Origin of the sequence: Longimycelium tulufanense (assembly GCF_014645795.1) — a bacterium.
GTDB classification, from domain to species: Bacteria; Actinomycetota; Actinomycetes; order Mycobacteriales; family Pseudonocardiaceae; genus Longimycelium; species Longimycelium tulufanense.
Map to the genome: position 1 here is coordinate 94,962 of NZ_BMMK01000016.1, position 24,979 is coordinate 119,940.

Annotated in this window: 22 protein-coding genes; 12 read left to right on the top strand and 10 right to left on the bottom strand. The window is 70.8% G+C overall.

Features of this window, described 5'->3' with window-relative positions; all coding sequences use genetic code 11:
* Positions 1-251: 251 nt before the first annotated feature.
* Positions 252-818: a GNAT family N-acetyltransferase gene (locus IEY55_RS17370; RefSeq protein ID WP_189059111.1), complete on the bottom strand. Its 567-nt coding sequence runs from the start codon at positions 816-818 to the stop codon at positions 252-254.
* A gap of 451 nt (positions 819-1,269) precedes the next feature.
* On the opposite strand from IEY55_RS17370, the gene IEY55_RS17375 reads away from it, so the two are divergent.
* Together IEY55_RS17375 and IEY55_RS17380 are read left to right on the top strand one after the other, a co-directional pair.
* Entirely contained in the window at positions 1,270-1,737 is a 468-nt protein-coding gene (locus tag IEY55_RS17375) for an SAV_6107 family HEPN domain-containing protein (protein WP_189059113.1), read from the top strand.
* Positions 1,734-2,504: a maleylpyruvate isomerase N-terminal domain-containing protein gene (locus IEY55_RS17380; protein ID WP_189059115.1), complete on the top strand. Its 771-nt coding sequence runs from the start codon at positions 1,734-1,736 to the stop codon at positions 2,502-2,504. The genes IEY55_RS17375 and IEY55_RS17380 overlap by 4 nt, the downstream gene beginning before the upstream one ends.
* Positions 2,505-2,636: 132 nt before the next feature.
* Here the strand turns inward: IEY55_RS17380 and IEY55_RS17385 are convergent, their stop codons facing one another.
* On the bottom strand, positions 2,637-7,220 hold the full coding sequence (locus IEY55_RS17385; protein ID WP_189059216.1) for an ATP-dependent helicase: 4,584 nt from the start codon (positions 7,218-7,220) through the stop codon (positions 2,637-2,639).
* Positions 7,221-7,533: 313 nt separating this feature from the next.
* Between IEY55_RS17385 and IEY55_RS17390 the strand changes: the two genes are divergently transcribed.
* Entirely contained in the window at positions 7,534-9,402 is a 1,869-nt protein-coding gene (locus tag IEY55_RS17390; RefSeq protein WP_189059218.1) for an Hsp70 family protein, read from the top strand.
* Between the two features lie 110 nt (positions 9,403-9,512).
* On the opposite strand, the gene IEY55_RS17395 is transcribed toward IEY55_RS17390, so the two are convergent.
* Positions 9,513-9,650, bottom strand: a complete 138-nt coding sequence (locus tag IEY55_RS17395) for a hypothetical protein (protein WP_189059117.1) — start codon at positions 9,648-9,650, stop codon at positions 9,513-9,515.
* A 57-nt stretch (positions 9,651-9,707) separates the two neighbouring features.
* Here IEY55_RS17395 and IEY55_RS17400 point away from each other — a divergent pair, with 57 nt between their 5' ends.
* The gene (locus IEY55_RS17400) at positions 9,708-9,902 is read left to right on the top strand and encodes a DUF3046 domain-containing protein (RefSeq protein WP_189059119.1); all 195 of its coding nucleotides are present in this window, start codon (positions 9,708-9,710) and stop codon (positions 9,900-9,902) included.
* 43 nt (positions 9,903-9,945) lie between these two features.
* Here IEY55_RS17400 and IEY55_RS17405 read toward each other — a convergent pair whose 3' ends face one another.
* The gene (locus tag IEY55_RS17405) at positions 9,946-10,632 is read right to left on the bottom strand and encodes a DUF4383 domain-containing protein (protein WP_229686476.1); all 687 of its coding nucleotides are present in this window, start codon (positions 10,630-10,632) and stop codon (positions 9,946-9,948) included.
* A gap of 498 nt (positions 10,633-11,130) precedes the next feature.
* Here IEY55_RS17405 and recA point away from each other — a divergent pair, with 498 nt between their 5' ends.
* From recA to IEY55_RS17420, 3 genes are all read left to right on the top strand, one after another.
* Positions 11,131-12,171, top strand: a complete 1,041-nt coding sequence (gene recA / locus IEY55_RS17410) for a recombinase RecA (protein ID WP_189059121.1) — start codon at positions 11,131-11,133, stop codon at positions 12,169-12,171.
* A gap of 5 nt (positions 12,172-12,176) precedes the next feature.
* Positions 12,177-12,755, top strand: coding sequence for a recombination regulator RecX (gene recX / locus IEY55_RS17415; protein WP_189059123.1), 579 nt, complete (start codon positions 12,177-12,179; stop codon positions 12,753-12,755).
* Between the two features lie 185 nt (positions 12,756-12,940).
* On the top strand, positions 12,941-13,621 hold the full coding sequence (locus IEY55_RS17420) for an HAD family hydrolase (RefSeq protein WP_189059125.1): 681 nt from the start codon (positions 12,941-12,943) through the stop codon (positions 13,619-13,621).
* 53 nt (positions 13,622-13,674) lie between these two features.
* Here IEY55_RS17420 and IEY55_RS17425 read toward each other — a convergent pair whose 3' ends face one another.
* The 3 genes from IEY55_RS17425 to edd all read right to left on the bottom strand — a co-directional run bounded on the left by IEY55_RS17425 (position 13,675) and on the right by edd (position 17,290).
* Positions 13,675-14,523, bottom strand: a complete 849-nt coding sequence (locus IEY55_RS17425) for a GNAT family N-acetyltransferase (RefSeq protein WP_189059127.1) — start codon at positions 14,521-14,523, stop codon at positions 13,675-13,677.
* A 236-nt stretch (positions 14,524-14,759) separates the two neighbouring features.
* A complete protein-coding gene (gene eda / locus IEY55_RS17430; RefSeq protein WP_189059128.1) occupies positions 14,760-15,383 on the bottom strand; it encodes a bifunctional 4-hydroxy-2-oxoglutarate aldolase/2-dehydro-3-deoxy-phosphogluconate aldolase in 624 nt (207 codons plus the stop codon).
* Positions 15,380-17,290 carry a phosphogluconate dehydratase gene (gene edd, locus IEY55_RS17435; RefSeq protein WP_189059130.1) on the bottom strand — a complete coding sequence of 637 codons (1,911 nt, stop codon included), beginning with the start codon at positions 17,288-17,290 and terminating at the stop codon, positions 15,380-15,382. The genes eda and edd overlap by 4 nt, the downstream gene beginning before the upstream one ends.
* 433 nt (positions 17,291-17,723) lie before the next feature.
* Here edd and IEY55_RS17440 point away from each other — a divergent pair, with 433 nt between their 5' ends.
* The 5 genes from IEY55_RS17440 to IEY55_RS17460 all read left to right on the top strand — a co-directional run bounded on the left by IEY55_RS17440 (position 17,724) and on the right by IEY55_RS17460 (position 22,336).
* Positions 17,724-18,020 (top strand): Rv0250c family protein, encoded by a 297-nt coding sequence (locus IEY55_RS17440; RefSeq protein WP_189059132.1) that lies wholly within the window; start codon positions 17,724-17,726, stop codon positions 18,018-18,020.
* 55 nt (positions 18,021-18,075) lie between these two features.
* On the top strand, positions 18,076-18,873 hold the full coding sequence (sdhC, locus tag IEY55_RS17445; protein ID WP_189059134.1) for a succinate dehydrogenase subunit SdhC: 798 nt from the start codon (positions 18,076-18,078) through the stop codon (positions 18,871-18,873).
* A gap of 18 nt (positions 18,874-18,891) precedes the next feature.
* Positions 18,892-20,829, top strand: coding sequence for a fumarate reductase/succinate dehydrogenase flavoprotein subunit (locus IEY55_RS17450; RefSeq protein ID WP_189059136.1), 1,938 nt, complete (start codon positions 18,892-18,894; stop codon positions 20,827-20,829).
* 1 nt (position 20,830) lies between these two features.
* Positions 20,831-21,574: a succinate dehydrogenase/fumarate reductase iron-sulfur subunit gene (locus IEY55_RS17455; RefSeq protein WP_189059138.1), complete on the top strand. Its 744-nt coding sequence runs from the start codon at positions 20,831-20,833 to the stop codon at positions 21,572-21,574.
* Positions 21,575-21,679: 105 nt separating this feature from the next.
* Positions 21,680-22,336 (top strand): transporter substrate-binding domain-containing protein, encoded by a 657-nt coding sequence (locus tag IEY55_RS17460; protein WP_189059140.1) that lies wholly within the window; start codon positions 21,680-21,682, stop codon positions 22,334-22,336.
* A gap of 94 nt (positions 22,337-22,430) precedes the next feature.
* Here the strand turns inward: IEY55_RS17460 and IEY55_RS17465 are convergent, their stop codons facing one another.
* From IEY55_RS17465 to IEY55_RS17475, 3 genes are all read right to left on the bottom strand, one after another.
* On the bottom strand, positions 22,431-23,348 hold the full coding sequence (locus IEY55_RS17465; protein ID WP_189059142.1) for an amino acid ABC transporter permease: 918 nt from the start codon (positions 23,346-23,348) through the stop codon (positions 22,431-22,433).
* On the bottom strand, positions 23,345-24,022 hold the full coding sequence (locus IEY55_RS17470) for an amino acid ABC transporter permease (protein WP_189059144.1): 678 nt from the start codon (positions 24,020-24,022) through the stop codon (positions 23,345-23,347). The genes IEY55_RS17465 and IEY55_RS17470 overlap by 4 nt, the downstream gene beginning before the upstream one ends.
* Before the next feature lie 116 nt (positions 24,023-24,138).
* Positions 24,139-24,978, bottom strand: coding sequence for a glutamate ABC transporter substrate-binding protein (locus IEY55_RS17475; protein WP_189059146.1), 840 nt, complete (start codon positions 24,976-24,978; stop codon positions 24,139-24,141).
* Position 24,979 lies beyond the last annotated feature (1 nt).

The following is a 24,979-nucleotide window of genomic DNA, read 5'->3' on the forward strand; positions in this document are numbered from 1 at the left end:
CCACCGTCGGTCAGCGGCCCGGTTCCGTTCTGTCGAGCCCATTTCCGTCCGCTGTGGACAGCTCTCCCTGCCTGTGGACACCCGTTTGACCCGCGATTTTTCTGATCACTACGCTGAACGCGGGGCGTCGGCGGGGCGTCGGCCCCAGGCAGGGGCCGTCCGGGGCGGTATCGACCACCGTCCTGCCGGTGGAAGCGGTCACGATCCTGGCCGCTCGCGCCATGCCATGGCCGAGCCGGCCGGCACGTGCCCTAGAGCGGGAGATCGCGGCCCAGCACGGCAAAGGGGCGTGGATCGCCGGCGAACAGGTAGTCCCGCAGCAGGTCCTGGAAGCCCACCCGGCGGTAGAGGCGCCAGGCCCGGGTCGGACCCTCCGGGGTGGACAACAGCACGCGGCTGGCCGTCACCCCGTCCATCAGGTGGCGCAGCACGTTCTCGCCAAGCCCCTGGCCCTGCGAGTCCGGGCGCACGTGCAGCTCGGTCAGCTCGAAGTAGTCCGTCATCCACTCGTCCGCCGCCGGAACCCCGCGCACGGCGACCAAGCCCCGCCGGACCTGCTCGTGCCACCACTGGCCGGGGGCACCGAGGTACCCGTAGCCGATGGCCAGCAACGCGCCGTCCCGCCCAACCGCGGCGGTGCACCGCCAACCCGGCCGGAGCATGTGCGACAGCCACATCGGCGCACGCTGCTGCACGGTGCTCAGCGGGTAGCCCATCGCGGTCACGTAAAGGGTCAGTGCCTCGCCCAGGCGCGTCCGGAGCTGGTCGGCGGAGAGCGCCACGAGGTGGGCGGACACCGGTGACGGTGCGGTGGTCATCAGGCAGCGCCTCCCTGCGCGTCGACGGGTCCCGGGGTGGAACGGGGGTTCCCGACAGGCAGGGGGCGGGCGAGGGCGGTGCGCCCGGCCGCGACGGAGACGGCCCGCTCGCTCCCGAAACGGCGGCACAGGCCCGTTTCCTCGGGCCGGGCACTCGGTTCCGCGCTCACACCCTCATCAGACCACGCCCACCCGGCTGCTCGTCCAGTCGGCCCGCCAGGCGTGGTGCGAACCGCTCCCCCACCAAGGGGAGGCCGGGGAGCTTGAGGTTTGTCGGGGGGCGGCGTTAGCCTGGGGTCGTTCGAACAGGCGTTCGAACATTGCGAGGAAGGTCGGTTGTTCCGGCCTGCCGCCCGGGTGGCCCGGGGTAGGGGAAGAACCCCGGGCCACCCGGGCGACCGCCGGCTTCCCCACGGCGGGCCGTCACCCGTGACGCTGTGAGGAGGCCCCGATGGCAGCGCAAGTCGACTTCCCGCTTCCCGCTCCCCGACGTGGATCGACGCCACGACCGGTCACCCCGCAGGAACTCGCGGTACGACCCTTCCCACCGCTGGCCGCGGTGAACCTGCTCGAGCAGGCGCGGGAGGGCCTGGCCGAGGCGGAGCGCCTCGCCCCGCCGGTCGAGCGGTACGTGACCGCACACCTGGCGGCCCTGCGGGCGGCCGCGGCCGTGCTGGCCACCCGGGCCCGCCCGTCCGGGGCCGGGCGCCGGCCGACCAGCGCCTGGACGCTGCTCGCCACCGTCGCTCCCGAGCTGCGCGAGTGGGCCACGTTCTTCGCCGCCGGAGCACGCACCCGGGCGCTGGCGCAGGCCGGCGTCACCCGCGTGGTGTCCACCCGGGACGCGGACGACCTCGTTCGGCAGGCCGGCCAGTTCGTCGAACTGGCCGAGCGTGCCGTGCACGGGGTGCGGCCGTGACGGGAAAGGCGTTGCTGGACTATGGCCGGCTGCTGGACGTGGTGGCGGTCGAGGGGGAACGGCTGGCGAGCGCCGCGCGCGGCGGCGATCGGGAGCTGCCGGTACCCGGATGCCCCGGCCTGACACTGGGCACGACCGTCAGCCACACCACCGACGTCTACCGCGCCGTCCTGCGCTGGCTCCGGGGCGAGCACGACCGCACCGGGGAACGCGCCCCCAGACCTCCCGCCGGGACGGAGTTCCCCGAAGACGTCCTCCGCGAGGTGTTGCGGGACCTGCTCGCCGAGCTGTGGTCGCACGATCCCGGCGGGCGTTGCCGCACCTGGTGGCCGGAGGACCAGACCTACGGCTTCTGGTGGCGACGCCTGGCACACGAGACCACGGTGCACCGGGTGGACGTGCAGGCAGCTCGCGGCGCCAAGGTCACCGAGGTCGACGGTGGCGTGGCGCTGGACGGAGTGGACGAGGCGCTGACACTGTGGTTCGGCTATCGGCTCGGTGCACTGGGGATCGCCGGGGTCCAGTCGGGCGAGGTCGGCCTGGTGCTCGGCGAGCACGCCTGGCTGACGGGCGCGGGGACCTCGGGCGTGACCGCTCGACGCGCCTCGATCGCGGAGGCGGAGACAGCCGACGCCGTCATCACGGGTGACCCAACGGCGGTGTACCTGTGGCTGTGGGGCCGGTTGCCGGACCGCGCGGTGTTGGCGGAAGGGGATCACGACGCGGTTGCTCAACTGTGGGCCCTACTCCGCCTTGCGATGCGTTAGGTGGAGGAACGCGCTCAATAATCCCATGTGGACTCGGTAGCTCATGTGCCGGATGTCCAACAGTGGCAACGTTATCTGGATAGCTGCGGTGATCGGCCACGCTCCACGCGCCGCCACCCCTCCCGCCAGGGCTCAGGCGCGCAACCGTAGGCCCTTGGGTGTGGGGCGGAACCCGACATCGCGGAGGATGTCCGCCAGCCGCGACGTCAGCGCACCCTCGCCGTCGGCGCGTTCCACGGCGAGCTGGCCGAGCCACCCGTCCCGGACGGCGCGCGACAAGCCGTTCGCCGCGGCCCGCAGCATCGCCTCGTCCTCGGTGAAGGACAGCAGCGACCGCCCACCACGTTCCACGTACAGGGCAGCAAATCCATCCACCAGAACCGCCAGCGCCCCCGCCTTGCGCGCCGGCCGGTGTTTCGTGGCGCCGACCAGCTCCGGCCACGGTAGGGCCGCGCCATACGGCTGCGCCGGGTCGGCCGCGGCAAGCACCACGGTGGTGGGTTCGCCCACGCTGACCTGTTCCCCGCCACGCGACAGCGCACGCAACCTGTCCACCGCCCCGCGCACCGCGAACTGCGCCGCACCCAAGCCCTCCACCACGTAACCCCGCACGACCTGGCCGGACTCCTCCATCGCCCGCAGCACCCGGTAGATCCCGCTGAACCCACCGCTGACCCGCTCGGTGTCGAGCGCGCCCCGGGTCAACACCCCGTGCCGCTCCAGAAATGCCTCCGCCCGGGCATGCGCCCGCCGCGTCGGATCCGTTTCCCGCCCCGGGACCAGTGACCAGCGCCCAGCCACGGTGGGTGGTCCGGTACGCGTCGGCATCGTGGGGCGCGGTGCCCGCAACCGCGCATACCGACCACGCGGAGCCGACCGCCGCGGCTTGTGTGCCGCGCCACGCCCGGAAACCAACGCCCGCAACGGAGCCAAGGTGTCGTTGCTGACCAAGCCCGCCCAGACCAGATCCCACAGCGCCGTCACCACAGCAGCGTCGTCGGGAACTTCCTCGCCGGCAGCGACCAACTCGGCCCCCACCCGGTCCGCCAGCTGACGGAAGAACAACGCCCCACCGTCCAACGCCGACAGGGTCGCGCGATGCAGCGGGCTGTCCGGCACATCGTCCTCGGGCTCAGGCAGTAGCAGATCCGCAAGATCGGCCGGTGCGAGCGCGATCCACCCATCACCACCGGCCAGCGCCCCGCAACCCGCCCACGTCACCTCACCGGCCGCGGTCAGCTCGTCGAGCAGGGCGGGGAAGTACCCGGGAAGCCGCGCGGGCAGGATCAACGACTCCAGGCCACTGGCGGGCAACGGCGCACCCGCGAGCTGCTCCACCACCGCGATGACGTCGTCGACCGTGGGCGCCGTCCGCAGCCGTCGGGCAACCCCGTGCCAGGCCGGTAGGAACCGACCCAACGCCGCCGGCTCGACCGGCTCCACCTCCGCCCGCAACCGCGCCAGCGACGCACGACGCAGCCGCCGCAACACCTCGGCGTCGCAGTACTCGGTGTGCGTGCCGCCCGGCCTCAGCTCCCCACGCACCAGGCGTCCTGCCCCCGTCATACGCTCGAGCACCGCGATGACCACCGCGACACCGAGCCCGAACCGCTCCGCGGGTTCGGTGGGGGAGAATGGTCCCCGCGTCCGCGCGTAACGCGCCAGCAGGTCGCCCAGTGGATCGGGCACCGGCTCGGTGAACACCTCCGGCACACCCACAGGCAACGCCACACCCAACGCATCCCGTACCCGACCGGCGTCCTCGATCCCGATCCACCGCTCAACACCGGCGATCCGCACCATGATCGCCCGCCGCTGCTCGGCCAGCTCGGCCAACCACTCCGGCCGGATCCCACGCTCGGCAGCCTCCTCGGCGGACAGGTCCCCGAGGAACCGCAACACATCCGCGGCATCCTCGACGTTCCTGGCGTGCCACTCGGGCAGCAGCCGCTGCAGCCGCGCCTCGATTTCGGCCAGCACCCCGGGATCCAGCAGTTCCCGGATGGCCTCCGAACCCAACAGCTCCGCCAGCAGGGCCGAGTCCAGGGACAGGGCCGCCGCCTGCCGCTCCGCCAGCGGCGCGTCGGTCTCGTACAGGAACATGCCGACGTAGCCGAACAACAGGCTGCGCGCGAACGGCGACGGCGAGGGCGTCTCCACCTCGACCACACGCACCCGCCGCGCCCGCACCTCCGACATCAACTCCCGCAGGCCGGGCAGGTCGTAGACGTCCTGAAGACACTCCCGCATGGCCTCCAACACCACCGGGAACTGCTCGTACTTCGCGGCGACCGACAACAGCTGGGCCGCACGTTGCCGCTGCTGCCACAACGGCGTCCTGCGCCGCGGATCCCGGCGGGGAAGCAGCAGCGAGCGGGCCGCACACTCCCGGAACCGGGCCGCGAACAGGGCCGACCCACCCACCTCCGACACCACGATCCGCTCGATCTCCTCGGGATCCAGCAGAACGTCCTCGGCGGTGGGCAGCACCTCCGCCCCGACCTCGTCGAGCGCGTCCGGTACGCGCACGACGATCCCGTCGTCAGAGTGCGCAACGTGTGCGTCGACACCGCGACGCTCCCGCAACCGCGCGCCGACAGCCAGTGCCCACGGGGCATTCACCTGGGCACCGAACGGTGAATGCACCACCAGCCGCCAGTCACCCAGCTCGTCCCGGAACCGCTCCACCACGACGGTCCGGTCGTTGGGCACGTGCCGCGTCGCGGCGCGTTGCTCCTCCAGGTAGACCAGCAGGTTGTCACACGCCCACTCGTCCAACCCCGCTGCCACGGCCCGCTCCCGCGCCGCGGAGGTGTCCATAGTGGACAACTCGCGCACGAACCTTCCCAGCGCGCGACCGAGTTCCAGCGGCCGGCCGGGTGCGTCGCCCTTCCAGAACGGCATCCTCGCCGGCTGGCCCGGCGCCGGAACCACCACCACCCGGTCATGGGTGATGTCCTCCACCCGCCACGCCGACGTCCCCAACAGGAAGGTGTCGCCCACCCGCGACTCGTAGACCATCTCCTCGTCCAGCTCACCCACCCGCGAGCCGGCCGAACCATCCGCACCACCCGGCGTCACCACCATGAACAGCCCACGGTCCGGGATAGTGCCGCCCGAGGTGACCGCCAGCCGCTGCGCCCCGGGACGCCCCCGCAGCTCGCCGGTCACCCGGTCCCAGGTGATCCTCGCCCGTAGCTCACCGAACTCCTCGCTCGGGTAACGGCCGGCGAGCATGTCCAGCACCGCGTGCAACGCCGAGTCCGGGAGCGACGCGAACGGTGCGGCCCGACGCGCCAGACCCGCCAGCTCCCCCACCCGCCACGGCTCCATGGCCACCATCGACACCACGTGCTGCGCCAGGACGTCCAACGGGTTACGTGGGTAACGCACCGCCTCGATCGCCCCACCCGACATCCGCTCCGCGGCCACCGCGCACGCCACCAGGTCGCCACGGAACTTCGGGAACATCACCCCGCGCGAGATCGCGCCCACCTGGTGCCCGGCCCGGCCCACCCGCTGCAACCCGGCAGCAACGCTCGGCGGCGCCTCCACCTGCACCACCAGGTCGACCGCACCCATGTCGATGCCCAGCTCCAGCGAGGACGTCGCCACCACGCACGGCAACCGGCCCGACTTCAGCTCCTCCTCGACCGCGACCCGCTGCTCCCGCGACATCGACCCGTGGTGCGCCCGCGCCAACACCGGCACCATGCCCGTCGTCGTCCCCGACTGCCCGACCGCCTCCGCCGGGAGCCGCGGCGGCACCGCGGTCTCGGCCAGGTCCTCGGTCAGCTCCGCCTCCTCCAGCGCCAGCTCATTGATCCGGGCGGTCAACCGCTCGGCGAGCCGCCGCGAGTTGGCGAACACGATCGTCGACCGATGCTGCCGCACCAGATCCAGCACCCGACGCTCCACCGCCGGCCAGATCGAGGTGCGCCGCTCCGCGCCCGCCGCCGACCCGGACACCTCCCCCGTCGGCTCACCGAGGGTCGACATGTCCTCAACCGGCACCTCCACCCGCACCTCGATCGTTTTGCGCAACGGCGGTTGCACCACCCGCACCGGCCGGCCACCAGCGAGAAAAGCACTGACCTCCGCGACCGGACGCACCGTCGCCGACAATCCGATCCGCTGCGCCGGATTGCTGAGCAGCGCGTCCAACCGCTCCAGCGACAACGCCAGGTGCGCGCCCCGCTTGCTACCAGCCACCGCGTGCACCTCGTCGACGATGACCGTCTCCACACCCCGCAACGACTCCCGCGCAGCCGAGGTCAACAGCAGGAACAGCGACTCCGGCGTGGTCACCAGCACGTCGGGCGGGGTGCGGGCGAACGCGCGCCGCTCCTGGGCCGGGGTGTCCCCGGTCCGCATGCCCACCCGGATCCGCGGCTCGGGCAGGCCGAGCCGGTGCGCCGCCTGCCGGATCCCGGCCAACGGCGCCCGCAGGTTGCGCTCCACGTCCACCGCCAGGGCCTTCAGCGGCGAGACATAGAGCACCCGGCACCGCCGGGTCGGCTCGGCAGGCACCTCCTCGTGCGCCAGCCGGTCGAGCGCCCACAGGAACGCGGCCAACGTCTTGCCCGACCCGGTCGGCGCGACCACCAGGGCGTGCTCACCCGCGGCAACCGCGCCCCACGCGCCGAGCTGGGCCTCGGTCGGCGCTTCGAACGCCCCACCGAACCATTCCCGGGTGGCTGGAGAGAACCGCGCCATGACGTCATCGGTGCTGGTCACCCACCCATCGTTACCCAGCCGTACGACACTCGCGGTACACCCGAGCACGACGACGCCGCCGACCGTCCACGATCGGCGCACGAGATGCGGGGGAGCGAGGACCACCGCCGCGCGCCACCGAAGGACCACACGGGGCCGCGTACCGGGAACGTTCGGCGGCGATCCGACCAACCCACCCCCACCAACAGGGGACGCCGTGGCAGCATCTGTAACCCGGATCTACGGCCCCGTTATCAACAACCCGTCCGGCGCCCCGCCCGGACGCGGGGCCACGGTCGGCGAGGGGAAAACATTGCGCGTCCTGTCGGTGGACCTCGGCACGTCCAACACCGTCGCGGTGCTGTCCGCACACGGCCGGCCACCACGGGTCGTCGAGGTCGACGGCTCGGCCACCATGCCCTCCGCCGTGTTCGCCGCCGAGGACGGCGCCCTGCTCGTCGGCTGCGACGCCGAACGCCATGCCCGCCTCGACCCGGCCCGCTACGAACCCAACCCCAAACGCCGAGTCGACGACAGCACCCTCCTGCTCGGCGACCGCATCGTCCCGGTCACCGACACCCTCGCCGCCGTCCTGGGCCGGGTCGCCGACGAGACCGCCCGCCAGCTCGGCGGTACCCCACCCGACGAGGTCCGGCTGACCCACCCCGCCCAGTGGGGCCCGGTCCGCCGTAACGTGCTGCTCGCCGCCGCCCGGCTCGCCGGCCTCGGCCCCGACCTCGTGCTGGTGCCCGAACCGGTCGCGGCCGCCGCCCACTACGCCTCCTTCCCGGACTCCTCGCTCGCCCCCGGCCAGGCCCTCGCCGTCTACGACCTGGGCGCCGGCACCTTCGACTGCGCCGTCGTCGGCGCCACCCGCGACGGCTACGTCGTGCTCGCCGAGGACGGCCTGCCCGACCTCGGCGGCCTCGACGTCGACCAGGCGTTGCTGGAACACGTCGGCCGGCAGGTCTCCCGCCGCGACCCGACCGGCTGGCAACGCCTGCTGCGCCCGGAATCCACCGCCGACCGCCGCGCCCAACGCGCCCTGCGCGAGGACGTCCGCGCCGGCAAGGAAGCCCTCTCCCGGCACCCGCAGACCGAGATACCGCTGCCGGAACCGTTCGACGACGTGCTGGTCACCCGCGCCGAGCTGGAGGGCCTGGTCCGGCCCAACCTGCTGCGCAGCGTCGAGCTGCTCGCCGCCACCATCCACGCCGCCGGCCTGCAACCGCACGCCCTCGCCGGCATCTACCTCGTCGGCGGCTCCAGCCGCATCCCCCTGATCGCCACCCTCATCGCCGACCAGCTCCGGATCGTGCCGACCAGCCTCGACCAGCCGGAGACCGCCGTCGCCTTCGGCGCCCACCACGTGCCCGGGGACGGCGGCAGCATGCGCACCCAGGACATGGGCCCGCGGCTCCCCGCCCCCAGCGGCACCAGACCCGTGGCCGGCGTCCCCACCGGGCCACAACCGGCGGTCACCCACAGCGCTCCGGCCTGTCCGCAGCCGCCCACCGCGACCCAGCCACCCGCCACCCCACCCGCCGGCCAGCCCTACCAGCCCACCTACCCGGTTCCGCCCGCGCCGCCGGTCCCGACCGGCAGCCGACGCAAGCCGGTCCTGATCGGCTTGGCGGTGCTCCTCCTGGTCGTGCTCGGCGTCACCGGTGGCGTCTTCCTCGCCACCCGTGGCTCGAGCGTGCCGACCGCCGAGGACTGCCAGGACGCCAAAGACAAGGACGAGCAGGGCTTCACCCCCTGCCTCCGCCACCTCGCCGGAGCGGTCCCCGACAAGGCCAACTGCGGCGGCGGCTTCGGCGGGCTGGACGTGGATCTCCGTGCCGTGGGCGGCACCACCATGGTCAGCTGCCGCGTCAGCGGCGAACAGGGCGGCTACTCCATCACCTACGCCCACCTCCCCTCACCCGAGGCTGCCGAACAGAACGCCGAGACGGTGATGTCCCTGCTGGGCAAGGGTGATCGCGTGGAGGCCGACTGGGCCGGAAACGGATTCCGCGGCCGCTACCAGGCAGCCGCAAGCAACACCCTGGGCATGGTGGCCTTCACCGTCCAGGACCGGCCCGTCATGGGCTACGTCGTCGCCGCCAAGCTCGGCGGCAGTGAGCTGACCCCCGACGCGCTCGCCGACTACTTCGAAAAGAACATCCAGCCCGGTACCTGAGCGCCCCGCACTCAAGGGGGCCGCATTTCCTACCAGCCGTGTTCGGGTCGGTGTCGGGGTCCACCGGCCAGCGGGCAACGCGGCGGCGATGCAGACACCGCGGCACGCGCCTACTTTCCGCGGTTCTGCCACCACCAGCGGAGCAGGACCACGAGCGTGGCCACCATCCCCGCGGCAATGACGATCTTGCCGAGTGGAGACGACAGACCCGTCGGATCGGTCTGGGCGATCACCATCGAGAGGGGCACGTGCCGGAGGCTACCGGGCCAGCAGGCACCGCACCGTCCCCGCGTAGCCTGGTGCCGATGCGCCACACCGTCTTCCGCAGGCTTATGGCCGACGAGTTCGGCGAGATCCGGGCCGAGATGATCGCCCGCGACCACGTGCTGTCCACACTTGGCGGGCGCACCGTGGACCAGGCACTGGCGGCCGGCAGCGACCCCAAGGAGGTCTGGCGCGCCATCTGTGACGCCTTCGACGTCCCGTGGGAGCGTCGATAATCGGGCTTCGGAAGAGGCTTCCGGGCGATGAAGCCAGCGGGCTCTAGTAGTACGGGTTGTTCGCGGCGCCCGGCAGCTCGCCGTGCTTGTGCCGGTACGCCTCGCGACGGGTCTCCTCCGCCAGCCGCGACCGCTCCTCGCGCACGAGCCGCTCCTGCTCCGGCGTGGGATGCCCCTCGGCCACCGCCAGCTCCGCCTGGACCAGATCCTCGATCTCGGCGATCCGCCGCCGCTCCGCGGCCAGCTCCGCACCGTGGTCGGCGTCCGGCGGCTCGTGGTGGCGGTAGCGGACGAACGGGTTGTCGTCGGTGAGCCCGCCACTGACCCGGCCGTAGAAGCCAATGAACATCAACAGCATCCCGACGAGCAGGCTGAACACCACGTTCTGCATCTGGAACGCGAAGATGTTGAACGGCGTCTGCATCAGGGCCAGGTTGACCAGGCCGGACAGGAAGAACAGCACGCCGAACACGATGTTGGTCGTGGAGGCGGCCGCGCCGCCGCGGATCGCGGCCAGCACCAGGACCAGACCGACCACCACCGAGATCAGCGACAGCAGGCCGTTCGTGGACAGCCCGAGGATCTCCTGGCCGGTCGTGGTGACGAAATCGATCTGCCTGGCCAGCCCGAGGGCACCGAAGACCACCAGGTAGAGGCCGACCAACGCGGCGCCGGCGCGGTAGATCCGGCTCAGCGGGTGGTTCGGGGGTAGGTAGGGATCCAGCTTCATCGCGAACCTCCTCGCCGGTACGCCCGGGTGGGGACGGCGGCGTGCCGGTGCGCAGCCGGTACGCATCATCGAGTGTGCGCCGCCGGCCGGCTCGGCGCACCTGCTCGATCAGGTGCGTTTCCGGGCCGTGCTGTCGCTTTTGTTCCCGTTCCGGCCAGTTCGACGGCGACCCACCCCTCTTGGCCTACCCACCGCGCGCCCCCTCCCCACCCGCCGGAACAGGTCCATGGGGCTGCCCACGGTCGGCCTGGGCACTCGAGCCGGCGTGTCGCGGCCCTGATCGAACACCTGTTCGGGTAAGGTGTTGTCCACAATGGCGCCGGTTGTCCACAGGCGGCGCGCCCGGTGCCCGGAACGTCGGCCCCTCCTCGTAGCGTCGACGACGACAACAGCAACCAGCGCACAACCCAGCGACTACGACCCAGCACGACCCCGCATCGACAACCCAGGACCTCGGGCTGGCCTCCAGCCCCGACCGACCGAGGTGAGGAACCCCCAATGGCACCTGCACCCGACCGGGACAAGGCACTCGAGCTGGCCTTGGCCCAGATCGAGAAGAACTTCGGCAAGGGTTCGGTGATGCGCCTCGGCGAGGAGGGGCGACCCCCGGTCGAGGTGATCCCGACCGGCTCCATCGCACTGGACGTCGCCCTGGGCATCGGTGGCCTCCCTCGCGGCCGAATCGTCGAGGTGTACGGACCCGAGTCGAGCGGAAAGACGTCGATCGCCCTGCACGCTGTCGCCAGCGCCCAGAAGGCGGGCGGAATCGCCGCCTTCATCGACGCCGAGCACGCACTGGACCCCGAGTACGCCAAGGCTTTGGGCGTGGACACCGACGCGCTGCTGGTCTCCCAGCCGGACACCGGGGAACAGGCGCTGGAGATCGCGGACATGCTGATCCGCTCCGGCGCCCTGGACGTCATCGTCATCGACTCGGTGGCCGCGCTGGTGCCGCGCGCCGAGATCGAGGGCGAGATGGGCGACAGTCACGTCGGCCTACAGGCCCGCCTGATGAGCCAGGCACTGCGGAAGATCACCTCCGCCCTGAACAACGCCAACACCACCGCGATTTTCATCAACCAATTGCGGGAAAAGGTGGGGGTGCTTTTCGGATCTCCTGAGACGACGACCGGCGGTCGGGCGTTGAAGTTCTACGCTTCGGTGCGGCTGGACATTCGCCGAATCGAAACCCTGAAGGACGGTTCGGACGCGGTCGGAAACCGGACCCGGGTCAAGGTCGTGAAAAACAAGGTGGCGCCCCCGTTCCGCCAGGCCGAGTTCGACATCCTCTACGGCGTGGGCATCAGCCGGGAGGGGTCGCTGCTGGACATGGGCGTCGAGCACGCCATCGTCCGCAAGTCCGGCGCCTGGTACACCTACGAGGGCGACCAGCTTGGCCAGGGCAAGGAGAACGCCCGCCGGTTCCTGCGGGAGAACCCGGACATCGCCAACGAGATCGAGAAGCGGATCAAGGAGAAGCTCGGCATCGGCGCCCAGCTCGACGCCGAGGGCGACGAGCCCGCGCCGGTCGACTTCTGACCGCCATGCCCGTGCCCGCCGGTCGGGGCCGCGGTGGGGGCGACCGGACCGGTCGCCCCCACCGGACAACCAATACCCCGCAGCTACCCGAGGATCCGGAGGCGCGTGCCCGCGAGCTGTGCCTGCGGATGCTGACCTCCCGGCCCCGCACCCGCGCCGAACTGCACCGCACCCTGCTGCGGCGGGGGATCGAAGCGGAGGTCGCGGAGCGTGTCCTGTCCCGTTTCGACGAGGTGGGGCTGATCGATGACGCCACCTTCGCCGAGACCTGGGTGCGCTCCCGGCACACCTACCAGGGCCTCGGGCGCCGTGCGCTCGCCGCCGAACTGCGCCGCCGGGGCGTGGCCGACAGCGTGGTGGCCGAGGCGGTGGCGGAGGTCGACGCGGACGCCGAGGAGGAGCGGGCCCGGCAACTGGTGCGTCGCCGCCTCCCGAGCGTGGCCGGCAGGGACGAGGTGACCCGTGTCCGCCGCCTCGTGGGCATGCTCGCCCGCAAGGGTTACTCGGAGGGGCTGGCCTTGCGGGTTGTGCGGGACGAGCTGCGCAAGGCGGGCGAGGAAACCGAGCTACTCGACGACTGCTGAGCGGAAAGTGGTGCCAGTCTGCTGTTGGCGGCGCTTGCCCGAACTCGAACAATCCAGACTCGGCTCGCAACGTTTTGCGGCTCTTTCACAATTTTGTTCGGGTATGACGAAAGCGACGTCCTTCCCTGAGACGCTCTTCACCTTCGCGGTCCGAACGACCGATCACCGTACTAGGCTCTGCCACCATGACCGCTTGGGGGAGAGGACCGCGCACCCGGCACATCGTGTGGGATTGGAACGGCACTCTCCTGGCCGACAACCATGCGGTGTTGGCGGCGGTCAATGCGGTCTGTTCGGAGTTCGGGCGCGCCGCGATCACGCTCGACGAGTGGCGCGAGATGTTCAGCCGACCGCTGCACGGCTGCTACGAGCGACTGCTGAACCGTCGTCTGGACCACGACGACTGGGTCCGGATCGACAGCCTCTACCACGAGCGCTACCGGGATCTGCTTGGTGAGTGCGGGCTCGCGGCGGGAGTCCCGCACCTGTTGCACGACTGGGCGGCCGCGGGCGGAACCCAGTCGCTGCTGTCGATGTGGTTCCACGCCGAGCTGGTCCCACTCGTCAGCGAGCTCGGCCTGGCCGGGTTGTTCACCCGCATCGACGGCCTGCGGGTGGATCTCGGTGGTGGTTCCAAGACCGAGCATTTCGTGGAGCACCTGTACGCCCAGGGTCTCGACCCCGCCGACGTCGTCCTCATCGGTGACGTCACCGACGACGCGCACGCCGCCCACAGCGCGGGTGCGAACTGCGTCCTCGTCACCACCGGAATAATGTCGCGTTCCGCCCTCGACTCGACCGGCGCTCCGGTCGTGGACTCGATTCCCGAGGCCCTGTCGCTCATCCGCCGTGAGTCGGCGGCCTGAGCTCGCCCAGAACCCGCCCGGACTTGTCGGCCAGGCACCGGATACGCCCGCCGCTACGCCACGAACTGCACGAAAAGCCGGTCCTCGATCGGCTCGTAGCCGATCCGCTGGTAGATCCCGTTGCTCGTCGGGTTCGCCGCGTCCGCGAACAGGACCACGTCATCGGCGCCGCTGTCCAAAGCAACCTGGCTCACCGCGGCGGTCACTGCGGCCCCGTAGCCACGTCCGCGCATCGCGGGAGGGGTGTAAACCGCGCCAACCCGGGCCATTCCGGCGACCGACCGGGTCAGGCCGGCGACCGCGACCGGGACACCGCCGAGCTCCCACAGGTAGAGCCCCCCGTGGAGGAGCCGTTCGTCCACAGTGGATTCGGCCCGTTCCTCGGGTTCCCCGATGTCCCGGAAGAATGCCCGGAGCCAGCCCAGCAGCAGGTCGCGGTCCGGATCCCGAGCGACTCGCGCGGCGCCGGCCGGACGTGGATCGGGAACCGAGAGCTTTCCCAGCCGGTACAGTCGATCCCGCCGCCGCACGCGGGCCTCCACACCGGTGGCGTCCTGCCATGCCTGGGTGGAGACGTTCGCGGTGTCGGCGTGTGCGTTGACTCCCGTCAAGGTCCGGCCACGGTCGACGAGGATCGGTACCAGTTCCCGCGCCGCCTGAGCCGGCATCTGGCTCAGTGCCATGGGAAGTGGCGGAGTGTGCACGAACGCTCCCGACACACCGCTCTCATCGGAACGCCAACACCCGAACAACGGCGTGTCGCCTCCGAACGCGGAACGCCCACGGACCCGAACGCTCTCGGCCACGGTGAGGAGCACGGTGTTGTGCGCGGGCCGTGTCCGCAGGAAGGTTCCCGCGGCCGCGAAATATTCCTCGACGTCCTCCGTGAGGTACCAGGCCACACGGTTATGGTGTTGCGCCACACCGCCCGCGCGCATCTTGTTTTCGTGGCCCGCCATAGCGACAGCTGAACCCGCCGTCGACGTGCCGCCGCCTCCGGAAACAGGAGGCTGTTGGCGAGCAACCGACTGCGGAGTAACGGCATCAGGCCACGGGCCGCCATCGAGCCCGTCGAGTCCGTTCTCCGCCTACTTGCCGCGCCAACAGCCTCCTCGAACAGCGGGAGGCAGAACCCGGATCAACGGAGGCTGGTGGCCTCCCGGGCCAGGGCCTCGATTCGGGACCAGTCGCCCGCGGCGAGCGCATCCTGCGGGGTGAGCCAGGAACCCCCGACGCACCCGACGTTGGGGAGAGCGAGGTAGGCGCCGGCCTTCGCCGGGGTGATCCCCCCGGTCGGGCAGAACCGCAGTCCCGGCAGTGGGCCGGCGAGCGAGCGCAGGAACGGCACGCCGCCGGCGGCCTCGGCCGGGAAGAACTTCAGGGCGGTCACGCCGCGCTCGGCGAGCCGCATCGCCTCGGAGACGGTGGCCACGCCGGGCAGGAACGGCAGCCCGGTCTGCTCGGCGGCGTCCAGCAGCGACTCGGTGGTGCCCGGGGTGACCAGGAAGGCGGCGCCCGCCTTGGCCGCGTCCTGGGCGAGGTCCGGGCTGGTCACCGTGCCCGCGCCCACCACGGCGTCGGGCACCTCGGCGGCGATCCGCTCCAGGGCGCCCAGTGCGGCCGGCGTACGCAGGGTCACCTCGACCACCCGGATGCCGCCGCGCAGCAGGGCCCTGGCCAGTGGCACGCCGTGTCCGACCTCGTCGAGCACGACGACCGGGATCACCGGGCCGTGGTCGAACAGCTCCTGCGGGTCGTTCACGCGGTCACCTCCTGCGGGTCACGAGCGGTGGCCCGCTCGGCGCCGTGCCCGGCGCTGTCCGGTGCCGGGCCCCCATCCGTCGACAGCGTGCCGAACACGCTCGCGCCCCGGTCGGCCGGCCCCACGCCGCGGCGCAGCGCGGTGAACAGCTCCCGGCCGGTGCCGATCCAGTCGGCGTCGGCGGCCGGGCCGTCCTGTGGGCTCCGCGCGGCCAGCTCGTCGGCCCCGACCAGAACCTCCAGCGTGCCGCGCGTGGCGTCGAGCCGGATCAGGTCGCCGTCGCGGACCCGGGCGAGCGGCCCGCCGGCGGCTGCCTCCGGGGTGAGCTGGATGGCGGCCGGGATCTTGCCGGAGGCACCGGACATCCGTCCGTCGGTGACCAGGGCGACCTTGTGGCCACGGTCCATCAGCGCGCCCAGGGCCGGGGTCAGCCCGTGCAGCTCCGGCATTCCGCTGGCCTGCGGGCCCTGGTTGCGGAGCACGACCACCACGTCGTGGTCGAGCTCGCCGGCGCGGAAGGCGGCCGTGAAGTCGGCCTGTGTGGTGAAGACCCGGGCGGGGGCGAGCACGGTGCGGTCCTCCGGGCGCACCGCCGACACCTTGATCACCGCCCGGCCGAGGTTGCCTTGGACCAGGCGCAGGCCGCCGTCCGGGGCGAACGGGTCGGCCACGCCGCGCAGCACGTCGGTGTCCAGCGAGCGGGTGGGGCCTTCGCGCCAGACGAGCCGGTCGCCGTCGAGGACGGGTTCCCCGCGGTAGCGGTCTAGACCGGGGCCGGCGACGGTGCGCACGTCGCGGTGCAGCAGGCCGGCGTCGAGGAGCTCGCCGATGAGGAACTGGACACCGCCGGCGGCGTGGAAGTGGTTGATGTCCGCGCCGCCGTTGGGGTAGACGCGGGCGAGCAGCGGCACGACGGCGGACAGATCGTCGAAGTCGTCCCAGGTGAGTTCGATACCGGCCGCGGCGGCGATGGCCGGCAGGTGCATGGTGTGGTTGGTCGAGCCACCGGTGGCCAGCAGCGCGACCACGCCGTTGACCACCGAGCGCTCGTCGATCACGTGCGCCACGGGGGTGTACTCGGTCCCGCCACGGGTCAGCTCGACCACCCGGCGGCCGGCGTGCTCGGTGAGCGCGCGCCGCAGCGGGCTGCCGGGCTGGACGAAGCTGGCGCCAGGTAGGTGCAGGCCCATGACCTCCACGACCATCTGGTTGGAGTTGGCCGTGCCGTAGAAGGTGCAGGTGCCCGGCGAGTGGTAGGAGGCCGCCTCGGCCTCGAGGAGGTCCTCGCGGGTGGCCTTGCCCTCGGCGTAGAGCTGGCGGATGCGGGCCTTCTCCTTGTTGGGCAGGCCCGAGGCCATCGGGCCTGCCGGCACCAGGATCGCCGGCAGGTGGCCGAAGGCGAGTGCGCCGATGAGCAGGCCGGGCACGATCTTGTCGCACACACCGAGCAGGAGCGCGCCGTCGAACATCTCGTGGGACAGCGCCACGCCGGTGGCCATGGCGATGACCTCGCGGCTGAACAGTGACAGCTCCATGCCGGTGCGGCCCTGGGTGATGCCGTCGCACATGGCGGGGACACCGCCGGCGAACTGGGCGACACCCCCGGCGGCGCGGACGGCGTCCTTGAGCCGGGCCGGGTACTCGGCCAGCGGCTGGTGCGCCGACAGCATGTCGTTGTAGGCCGAGACGATCGCGACGCCCGGCTTGACCGCCCCGCGCAGCGTCAGCTTGTCCGCCGGCTCGCAGGCCGCGAAGCCGTGCGCGAGGTTGCTGCAGGGCAGCCCGGTGCGGGTGGGGCCCTCGCTGGCGGCCTGGGTCATGCGCTCCAGGTAGGCCGTGCGTCGGCGGGCGCTCCGAGCCGCGATGCGCTCGGTCACCCCCGCGACCACGGGGTGCAGCTCGCTCATCCCACGTCTCCTCGTCATCGCTGTGGATCACTGAGCGACCGGCGACGACGACATTGGCGTCGCGGATGCGTGCTACCTCACACGTTAGGGGTAACCCGGGCAGATCTCCAAACCGATCCAGATGTCTAGACCACAGTGCGGCTCCCGGATGTGGTGATTGAGCGCGGCCGGGGCGGTCAAACCTCGGACTGGGACGTCGGACCAGCCTGCACCGGACGCCGAGCGGGGCCGGGCGGGACCGGCTCCGACGCCCCCAAGCCCGCTGCCGCCGCGGGCGAGGCCGTTTGCGATCACCGAGGGAATCTTGGCGTGTGTTACTTGTCACAAGCGCCGGTGAGGGGCAGAGTCGGCGGCAAGCGCCGGAGAGGGGTCGGCGCGCGTTCCGACTCGCGCCCCGCACGAGGGCGCCACCACCGAGCCGGAGGTGTGCTCCATGCCCGTTACCTCAGAGCTGGCCGCCCTGCAGCGGGCCCTTGGTGAGCTGCGGCAACGCGTCGGCGACCTGCGCTCCCGTTACGGCGACCTCCCGCCGGTCCGCCGGCTGGTCAACGACGTGGAACGCCTAGACATCGACATGGCCGACATCGGTGAGCTGCCCGCCACCGCGCCACGGCCCAGGGTCGAGGGCAAGGGACCGGAGATCGTGCCGGTCCCCGACACCCCCTACGACCCGAAGCTGTGGCAGGACGCCGACGACGAGGGCGTGGGCGGCCAGCACCGCAACACCTGAGGCCCCGACGCCCGGGCGCTTCACCACCCACCCCTCGATCCCGAACGAGGAGGACATGACCGCTTCCACCCACCACCCCGGTCGGGCGGACACCGCCATCCGGACACGGCGTACCGACCGGTGGTGGCTTCCCCCGTTGCTCACGTTCCTCGGGCTGACGGCGTTCGTCGTCTACGGCGTGGTCCGAGTCTTCATGAACAAGTGGTACTGGGTCGGGGAGTACCAGTACCTCGCGCCCTTCTTCTCCCCCTGCGTCACCGGTGGGTGTGTGCCCGGTGCGTCGCACTTCGGGCAGTGGTTGCCCGACCTCGGCATTCTCGCCCCACCGGTGGTCGTCCTGCCGTTCGTGCTCGGCTTCCGGCTGACCTGCTACTACTACCGGAAGGCCTACTACCGCTCCTTCTGGCTGTCGCCCCCGGCCTGCGCGGTCGCCGAGCCGCACGGCTCCTACACCGGTGAGCGCCGCTTCCCGCTCATCCTGCAGAACAGCCACCGCTACTTCTTCTACGCGGCCGTACCGGTCGCGAGCGTCCTCACCTACGACGTCGTGATCGCCTTCCACGGGGCGGACGGCGGCTTCGGGGTCGGCCTGGGCACGCTCATCCTGCTGGTCAACGTCGTGTTGATCTGGGCGTACACGCTGTCCTGCCACTCCTGCCGGCACATCGTGGGCGGTCGGCTCACCCACTTCTCCCGCCATCCCGTCCGCTACTGGATGTGGACGCAGGTGTCCCGGATGAACGCACGGCACATGCAGCTGGCCTGGGCATCGCTGTTCTCCGTCGCGTTCGCCGACCTGTACGTGGCGCTGGTGGCCAGTGGGGCGATCACCGACCTCCGACTGTTCAACTGATAAGGGGACGACCCGAGGATGACCGAGATCGAGCGGCACGCCTTCGACGTCGTGGTGATCGGCGCGGGTGGAGCCGGGCTGCGGGCGGCGATCGAGGCGCGCTCCCGCGGCATGCGCACGGCGGTGGTGTGCAAGTCACTGTTCGGCAAGGCACACACCGTCATGGCCGAGGGCGGCATCGCCGCCGCGATGGGCAATGTCAATCCCAACGACGGCTGGCAGGTCCACTTCCGCGACACCATGCGGGGCGGCAAGTTCCTCAACAACTGGCGGATGGCCGAGCTACACGCCAAGGAGGCGCCGGAGCGGGTCTGGGAGCTGGAGACCTACGGGGCGCTGTTCGACCGCACCAAGGACGGGCGGATCAGTCAACGCAACTTCGGCGGGCACGAGTACCCGCGCCTGGCGCACGTGGGTGACCGCACCGGTCTGGAGCTGATCCGCACGCTCCAGCAACAGATCGTTGCCCTGCAGCAGCGGGATTTCCAGGAGTTCGGCGACTACGAGGCCGGGTTGCGGGTCTTCGGTGAGTGCACCGTCACCGACCTGCTGGTGGAGTCCGGGCGCGTTGCGGGTGCTTTCGGCTACTGGCGGGAGAGCGGGCGCTTCCTGCTGTTCGAGGCGCCGAGCGTGGTACTGGCCACCGGCGGCATCGGCAAGTCCTACAAGGTGACCTCGAACTCCTGGGAGTACACCGGGGACGGCCACGCACTGGCGCTGCGCGCCGGCGCCGCGCTGATCAACATGGAGTTCGTCCAGTTCCACCCGACCGGGATGGTCTGGCCGCCCAGCGTGAAGGGCATCCTGGTCACCGAGTCGGTCCGGGGCGACGGCGGCGTGCTGCGCAACTCCGAGGGCCGGCGGTTCATGTTCGACTACATCCCCGAGGTCTTCAAGGAGAAGTACGCCGACAACGAGACCGAGGCGGACCGCTGGTACGACGATCCGGACCACAACCGCCGCCCGCCGGAGCTGCTCCCGCGCGACGAGGTGGCGCGGGCGATCAACGCGGAGGTCAAGGCCGGGCGCGGCTCCCCGCACGGCGGGGTGTTCCTGGACATCGCCAGCCGCCTGCCCGGCGAGGAGATCCAGCGCCGGTTGCCGTCGATGTACCACCAGTTCCGGGAGCTGGCCGACGTCGACATCACCCGCGAGCCGATGGAGGTCGGGCCCACCTGCCACTACGTGATGGGCGGGGTGGAGGTCGACCCGGACTCGGCGGCCTCCGGGGTGCCCGGGCTGTTCGCGGCCGGGGAGGTGGCCGGCGGGATGCACGGCTCGAACCGGCTCGGTGGTAACTCCCTGTCGGACCTGTTGGTGTTCGGCCGGCGGGCCGGGATGGGCGCGGCGTCCTATGTGGAGTCGATCGGCCAGGATCGGCCGACGCCCGTCGAGTCCGAAGTGGACAATGCCGCCAGGTGGGCGCTCGCGCCGTTCGGCGAACGGGGCCCGGACGGCCCGCCGGAGAACCCCTACACCCTGCAGATGGAGCTGCAGCAGGTGATGAACGACCTCGTCGGCATCATCCGGCGCAGCGACGAGATGGAGCAGGCGCTGAAGAAGCTCGACGACCTCGGGCGGCGGGTGCGCAACGTGATGGTCGAGGGGCACCGGCAGTACAACCCGGGCTGGCACCTCGCGCTCGACCTGCGGAACATGGTGCTGGTCAGCGAGTGCGTGGCGCGCTCTGCACTGGAGCGGACCGAAAGCCGCGGCGGGCACACCCGCGACGACTTCCCGCAGATGGACCCGGAGTGGCGGCACCAGCTGCTGGCGTGCGAGCTGGAGCACTCCGAGTCCGGGGAGTCCCGGGCCGACCGCATGGACGGGGTGCGGGTCCTCCGGCGCCCACAGCCGGCGATGCGGCCCGACCTGCTGGCGTTGTTCGAGCTGGCGGAACTGACCAAGTTCTACCTGGCCGAGGAGCTGGCCGAGCACCCGAGTGAGAAGGGCTGAGATGGGATACCAGGCGCATTTCCGGGTCTGGCGGGGTGACGCGGACTCCGGCGCGCTCCGTGACTTCCGGGTCGAGGTCAACGAGGGTGAGGTCGTGCTCGACGTCATCCACCGGTTGCAGGCCACGCAGTGCCCGGATCTCGCGGTCCGGTGGAACTGCAAGGCGGGCAAGTGCGGCTCCTGCTCGGCGGAGATCAATGGGCGGCCACGGCTGATGTGCATGACCCGGATGTCCACCTTCGCCGAGGACGAGACCGTCACCGTCACGCCGATGCGTACCTTCCCCCTGGTGCGCGACCTCGTGACGGACGTGTCCTACAACTACGCCAAGGCCCGGGAGATCCCGTCGTTCCAGCCCCCGGCCGACCTGGCGCCCGGCGAGTACCGGATGCAGCAGGTCGACGTGCAGCGGTCGCAGGAGTTCCGCAAGTGCATCGAGTGCTTCCTGTGCCAGAACACCTGTCACGTGGTGCGTGACCACGAGGACAACGAGCAGGCCTTCGCCGGGCCGCGGTACCTCATGCGCGTCGCCGAACTCGAGATGCATCCACTCGACACGGCCGACCGGCACCAGGACGCCCAGACCCAGCACGGTCTCGGGTTCTGCAACATCACCAAGTGCTGCACGGAGGTGTGCCCCGAGCACATCAAGATCACCGACAACGCACTGATTCCGCTCAAGGAACGCGTCGCCGACCGCCGCTACGACCCCCTCGCCCGCCTGTTCCGCCGCCGGAAGGAGTAACCACAGCCAGCTCACCCCCTGCTGTGCCGCCAATCGGGTGGGTCCGGCCGGGCCACGGAGCGCGGGCTGGACAGGAGTTCGGCCAGCACACGACGATCTGGGTCCATGCGCAGGGCGTTGGGCACGGTGCTGGCCGGCATGGTCGCGGGACTGTTGTTCCTGTGGTGGTGGCAGGACGATCCACGCCCGTCCCCACCGCCCGCGTCCGGTCCGCAACCGGTCGCCGAGGCGACGACAACCACGACCCCGCCCCTGGTGCCGAACTCACCCACCTACGAGCGGATCGCCCAGCGCGGCAAGCTCGTCGTCGGGGTCCGGCTGGACAAGACCGGTTTCGCCACCTACGACCCGGACAGCCGCCAATACCGCGGTTTTGACGTGGAAATCGCCGGAATCCTGGCGCGCGGCCTGCAACTGGACCCGGCCAAACAAATCGAGGTCAAGCAGATGCCGGCCACGCTGGGGGCCGGCGCGGTCGCCAGCCACGACCTCGACCTGCTGATCGGTGCCCCGCCTTCGCCCAACGGCAAGATCGCGTTGGCCGGTCCCTACCTCGTCACCGGGGGACAGGAACACTTCGTGGCCGTAGCCGCCACGGACAAGGCGCTTCGGGCCAAGGTGGACGAACTGCTGCGTGATGCGGTCCAGGACGGCACCTGGCAACAGGCGTACGAGGCAACGCTCGCCAAGGACGGGGTCACCGCGACACCTCCGGACATTCCCGAGCCGGCGCCGACGGCGAGCACGACGAGCTCCCGCTGAGGAAGCGACGCCAGCGCTGACAGAAAACGAAGGCCGGGCGGAGGCGTCCTTCCGGCCCTCGCGCGCTTCTTCCGCGGACGCGGGGTGGTGCCGCTCAGGCCGACACCGGCTGTCCCTTGCGCGTGTCGGACAGGTCCAGCCCCGGCGCCTGCTCCTCGAGCATGTCGGGGTCAGGCCCAGTCAGAGCACCCCGGCGCCGGCTACGCAGCCACCGCTCCAGCCACACCGCCAGCTGGGTCAGCGCGAAGTTGACCACGATGTAGATGATCGCGATCACGATCAGCGTCGGGATGGTGTTGGCAAAGTTCGCCGAGATCACGCGGTACTGGATCAGCAGGTCCTCGTAGCCGAGGATCGCACCGCCGAGTGCGGTGTCCTTGAGGACCACCACGAGCTGGCTGACGATCGCCGGCAGCATCGCGGTCACCGCCTGTGGCAACAGGATCGTCAGCATTGTTTGGGTCTTGCGCAGGCCCAGCGCCATCGCCGCCTCGCTCTGCCCCTTCGGCAGCGACAGGATCCCCGAGCGCACCACCTCGGCCAGCACGGAGGCGTTGTAGAGCACCAGGCCAGTGACCACCGCGTACAGCGGCCGGCTGTCGGCCGGGACGTCGGTGAACAGGAAGTAGAACTCGTTGGCGAAGATCATCAGGATCAGCACCGGGATGGCGCGGAAGAACTCCACGACAGTCCCGGCCACCGTGCGGATCCACGCGTGGTCGGACAACCGCGCGATCCCGAAGATCGCTCCCACCGGCAACGCGATCACGATGGCCAACGCCCCGGCGATCAGTGTGTTGAGCAGGCCCGGCAGCAGGAACTCCGTCCAGGTCCGGCCGTCGGCCAGCAGCGGCTGCCACAACGTCCAGTCGAGCTGGCCCTTCTCGTCGAACTTGAGGTAGACGACCCAGGCCACGGCCAGCAGCGCCAAGGCGAAGGCCGCCGTGTAGCCGACGTTGCGGCCCCGGGCCTTCGGGCCCGGCGCGTCGTAGAGGACCGAGGGAGCGCTCACCGCTTCACCGCCATCTTCTTGGCCACCCAGCCCAGCAGCAACCCGGTGGGCAGGGTGAGCAGGACGAACCCGACCGCGAAGACCCCGAACACCACGAGGATCTTGTCGCTTTCGTTCTCGATCATCTCCTTCATCAGGCCCGCCGCCTCGGCGACCCCGATCGCGGCGGCCACGGTGGTGTTCTTGGTCAGCGCGATCAGCACGCTGGCCAGCGGCGCGACCACGGACCGGAACGCCTGCGGCAGCACCACGATGCCCAGCGTCTGGCCGAATCCCAGCCCGAGCGCGCGGGCCGCCTCGGCCTGCCCGGCCGGCACGGTGTTGATTCCGGAGCGGATCGACTCGCAGACGAACGTCGCGGTGTAGACGACCAGCCCCAGCACCGCCAGCCAGAAGTTGTTGTCCTCGATGAAGGTCGGTGACTCCCGCTCGACCAGCGCCACGCCCAACGTGGAGTACAACCCGAGCGAGGCCCCGATAATGACCAGTGTGAGCGGCGTGTTCCGTACCAGGTTGATGTAGGCGGTGCCGAAGGAACGCATCAGCGGGACCGGGCTCACCCGCATCGCGGCGAGAACCGTGCCCCACACCAGCGAGCCGATCGCGGAGAACACGGTGAGTTGCACGGTGACCCAGAAGGCACCGAGCAAGTCGTACCTGCTCAGGAAATCCACCGGAAAGCTCCTCGTAGGTCGACGCCGGTGGGCCGGGCGTGGCGGCGGCTCCGCCCGGCCCACCGGCGCCGTGGCCGTCTTCGGTTCCGGGGCCGCGAAGGCCCACGGTCAGAAGATCACTTCTCGGTGATCTCCGGCGGTGCCGGAATCTTGTAGCCGGACGGGCCCACGTTCTTCTCCAGGGCCTGCTTCCAGACACCCTCGTCGATCATCTTCTGGATCGCCTTGTTGATCGCGTCCCGGCCGGCCTTGTCGTCCTTGCGCAGGCCGATCCCGTACCGCTCCTCGGTGAACGGCTTGCCGACCAGCTTGAACTTGCCCGAGTTCTGCGTGGCGTAGCCGGCCAGGATCACATCATCGGTCGTGACCGCGTCGACGGTGCCGTTCAACAGCTGGGTGATGCACTCGGAGTAGCCGCCGTACTCCTGCAGCTGCGCCTCGTGGGAGTAGTCCTTCTGGATCTTCTGCGCCGGGGTGGAACCCTTCACCGAGCACAGCTTCTTGCCGTTGAGCGAGTCCGGGCCGGTGATCTCGTTGTCCTCGGCGCGGATCAACAGGTCCTGGCCGGCGATGAAGTACGGGCCGGCGAACGACACCTTCTTCTTACGGGCGTCGGTGATCGAGTAGGTGGCCACGATGAAGTCGACCTCACCCTTCTCGATCATGTTCTCCCGCTGTGCGGACGGGGTCTCCTTGAAGGTGATGGCGCTCTCGTCGACCCCCAACTCCTTGGCGACGTACTTGGCCACGTCGACGTCGAACCCCTGGAACTTGCCGTCCGGCGTGCGCCGGCCCAGGCCCGGCTGGTCGTACTTGATGCCAATGGTGAGCTTCTTGCTCTCCTTGACCCGGTCCAGCAGGGGCTTGTCGGCGTTGGCGCCGGCACCGCCACAGGCGGCGGCCAGCCCCAGCGCGGCAACGGCGGCGCTCATGCGCAGCACACGGGTGAACCGCATT

Coding starts and splice junctions, on each gene's coding strand:
- IEY55_RS17370 (WP_189059111.1), bottom strand. CDS start 818: ATGACCACCGCACCGTCACCGGTGTCCGCCCACCTCGTGGCGCTCTCC.
- IEY55_RS17375 (WP_189059113.1), top strand. CDS start 1,270: ATGGCAGCGCAAGTCGACTTCCCGCTTCCCGCTCCCCGACGTGGATCG.
- IEY55_RS17385 (WP_189059216.1), bottom strand. CDS start 7,220: ATGGCGCGGTTCTCTCCAGCCACCCGGGAATGGTTCGGTGGGGCGTTC.
- IEY55_RS17400 (WP_189059119.1), top strand. CDS start 9,708: ATGCGCCACACCGTCTTCCGCAGGCTTATGGCCGACGAGTTCGGCGAG.
- IEY55_RS17405 (WP_229686476.1), bottom strand. CDS start 10,632: ATGAAGCTGGATCCCTACCTACCCCCGAACCACCCGCTGAGCCGGATC.
- recA (WP_189059121.1), top strand. CDS start 11,131: ATGGCACCTGCACCCGACCGGGACAAGGCACTCGAGCTGGCCTTGGCC.
- recX (WP_189059123.1), top strand. CDS start 12,177: ATGCCCGTGCCCGCCGGTCGGGGCCGCGGTGGGGGCGACCGGACCGGT.
- IEY55_RS17420 (WP_189059125.1), top strand. CDS start 12,941: ATGACCGCTTGGGGGAGAGGACCGCGCACCCGGCACATCGTGTGGGAT.
- edd (WP_189059130.1), bottom strand. CDS start 17,290: ATGAGCGAGCTGCACCCCGTGGTCGCGGGGGTGACCGAGCGCATCGCG.
- IEY55_RS17440 (WP_189059132.1), top strand. CDS start 17,724: ATGCCCGTTACCTCAGAGCTGGCCGCCCTGCAGCGGGCCCTTGGTGAG.
- sdhC (WP_189059134.1), top strand. CDS start 18,076: ATGACCGCTTCCACCCACCACCCCGGTCGGGCGGACACCGCCATCCGG.
- IEY55_RS17450 (WP_189059136.1), top strand. CDS start 18,892: ATGACCGAGATCGAGCGGCACGCCTTCGACGTCGTGGTGATCGGCGCG.
- IEY55_RS17455 (WP_189059138.1), top strand. CDS start 20,831: ATGGGATACCAGGCGCATTTCCGGGTCTGGCGGGGTGACGCGGACTCC.
- IEY55_RS17460 (WP_189059140.1), top strand. CDS start 21,680: ATGCGCAGGGCGTTGGGCACGGTGCTGGCCGGCATGGTCGCGGGACTG.
- IEY55_RS17475 (WP_189059146.1), bottom strand. CDS start 24,978: ATGCGGTTCACCCGTGTGCTGCGCATGAGCGCCGCCGTTGCCGCGCTG.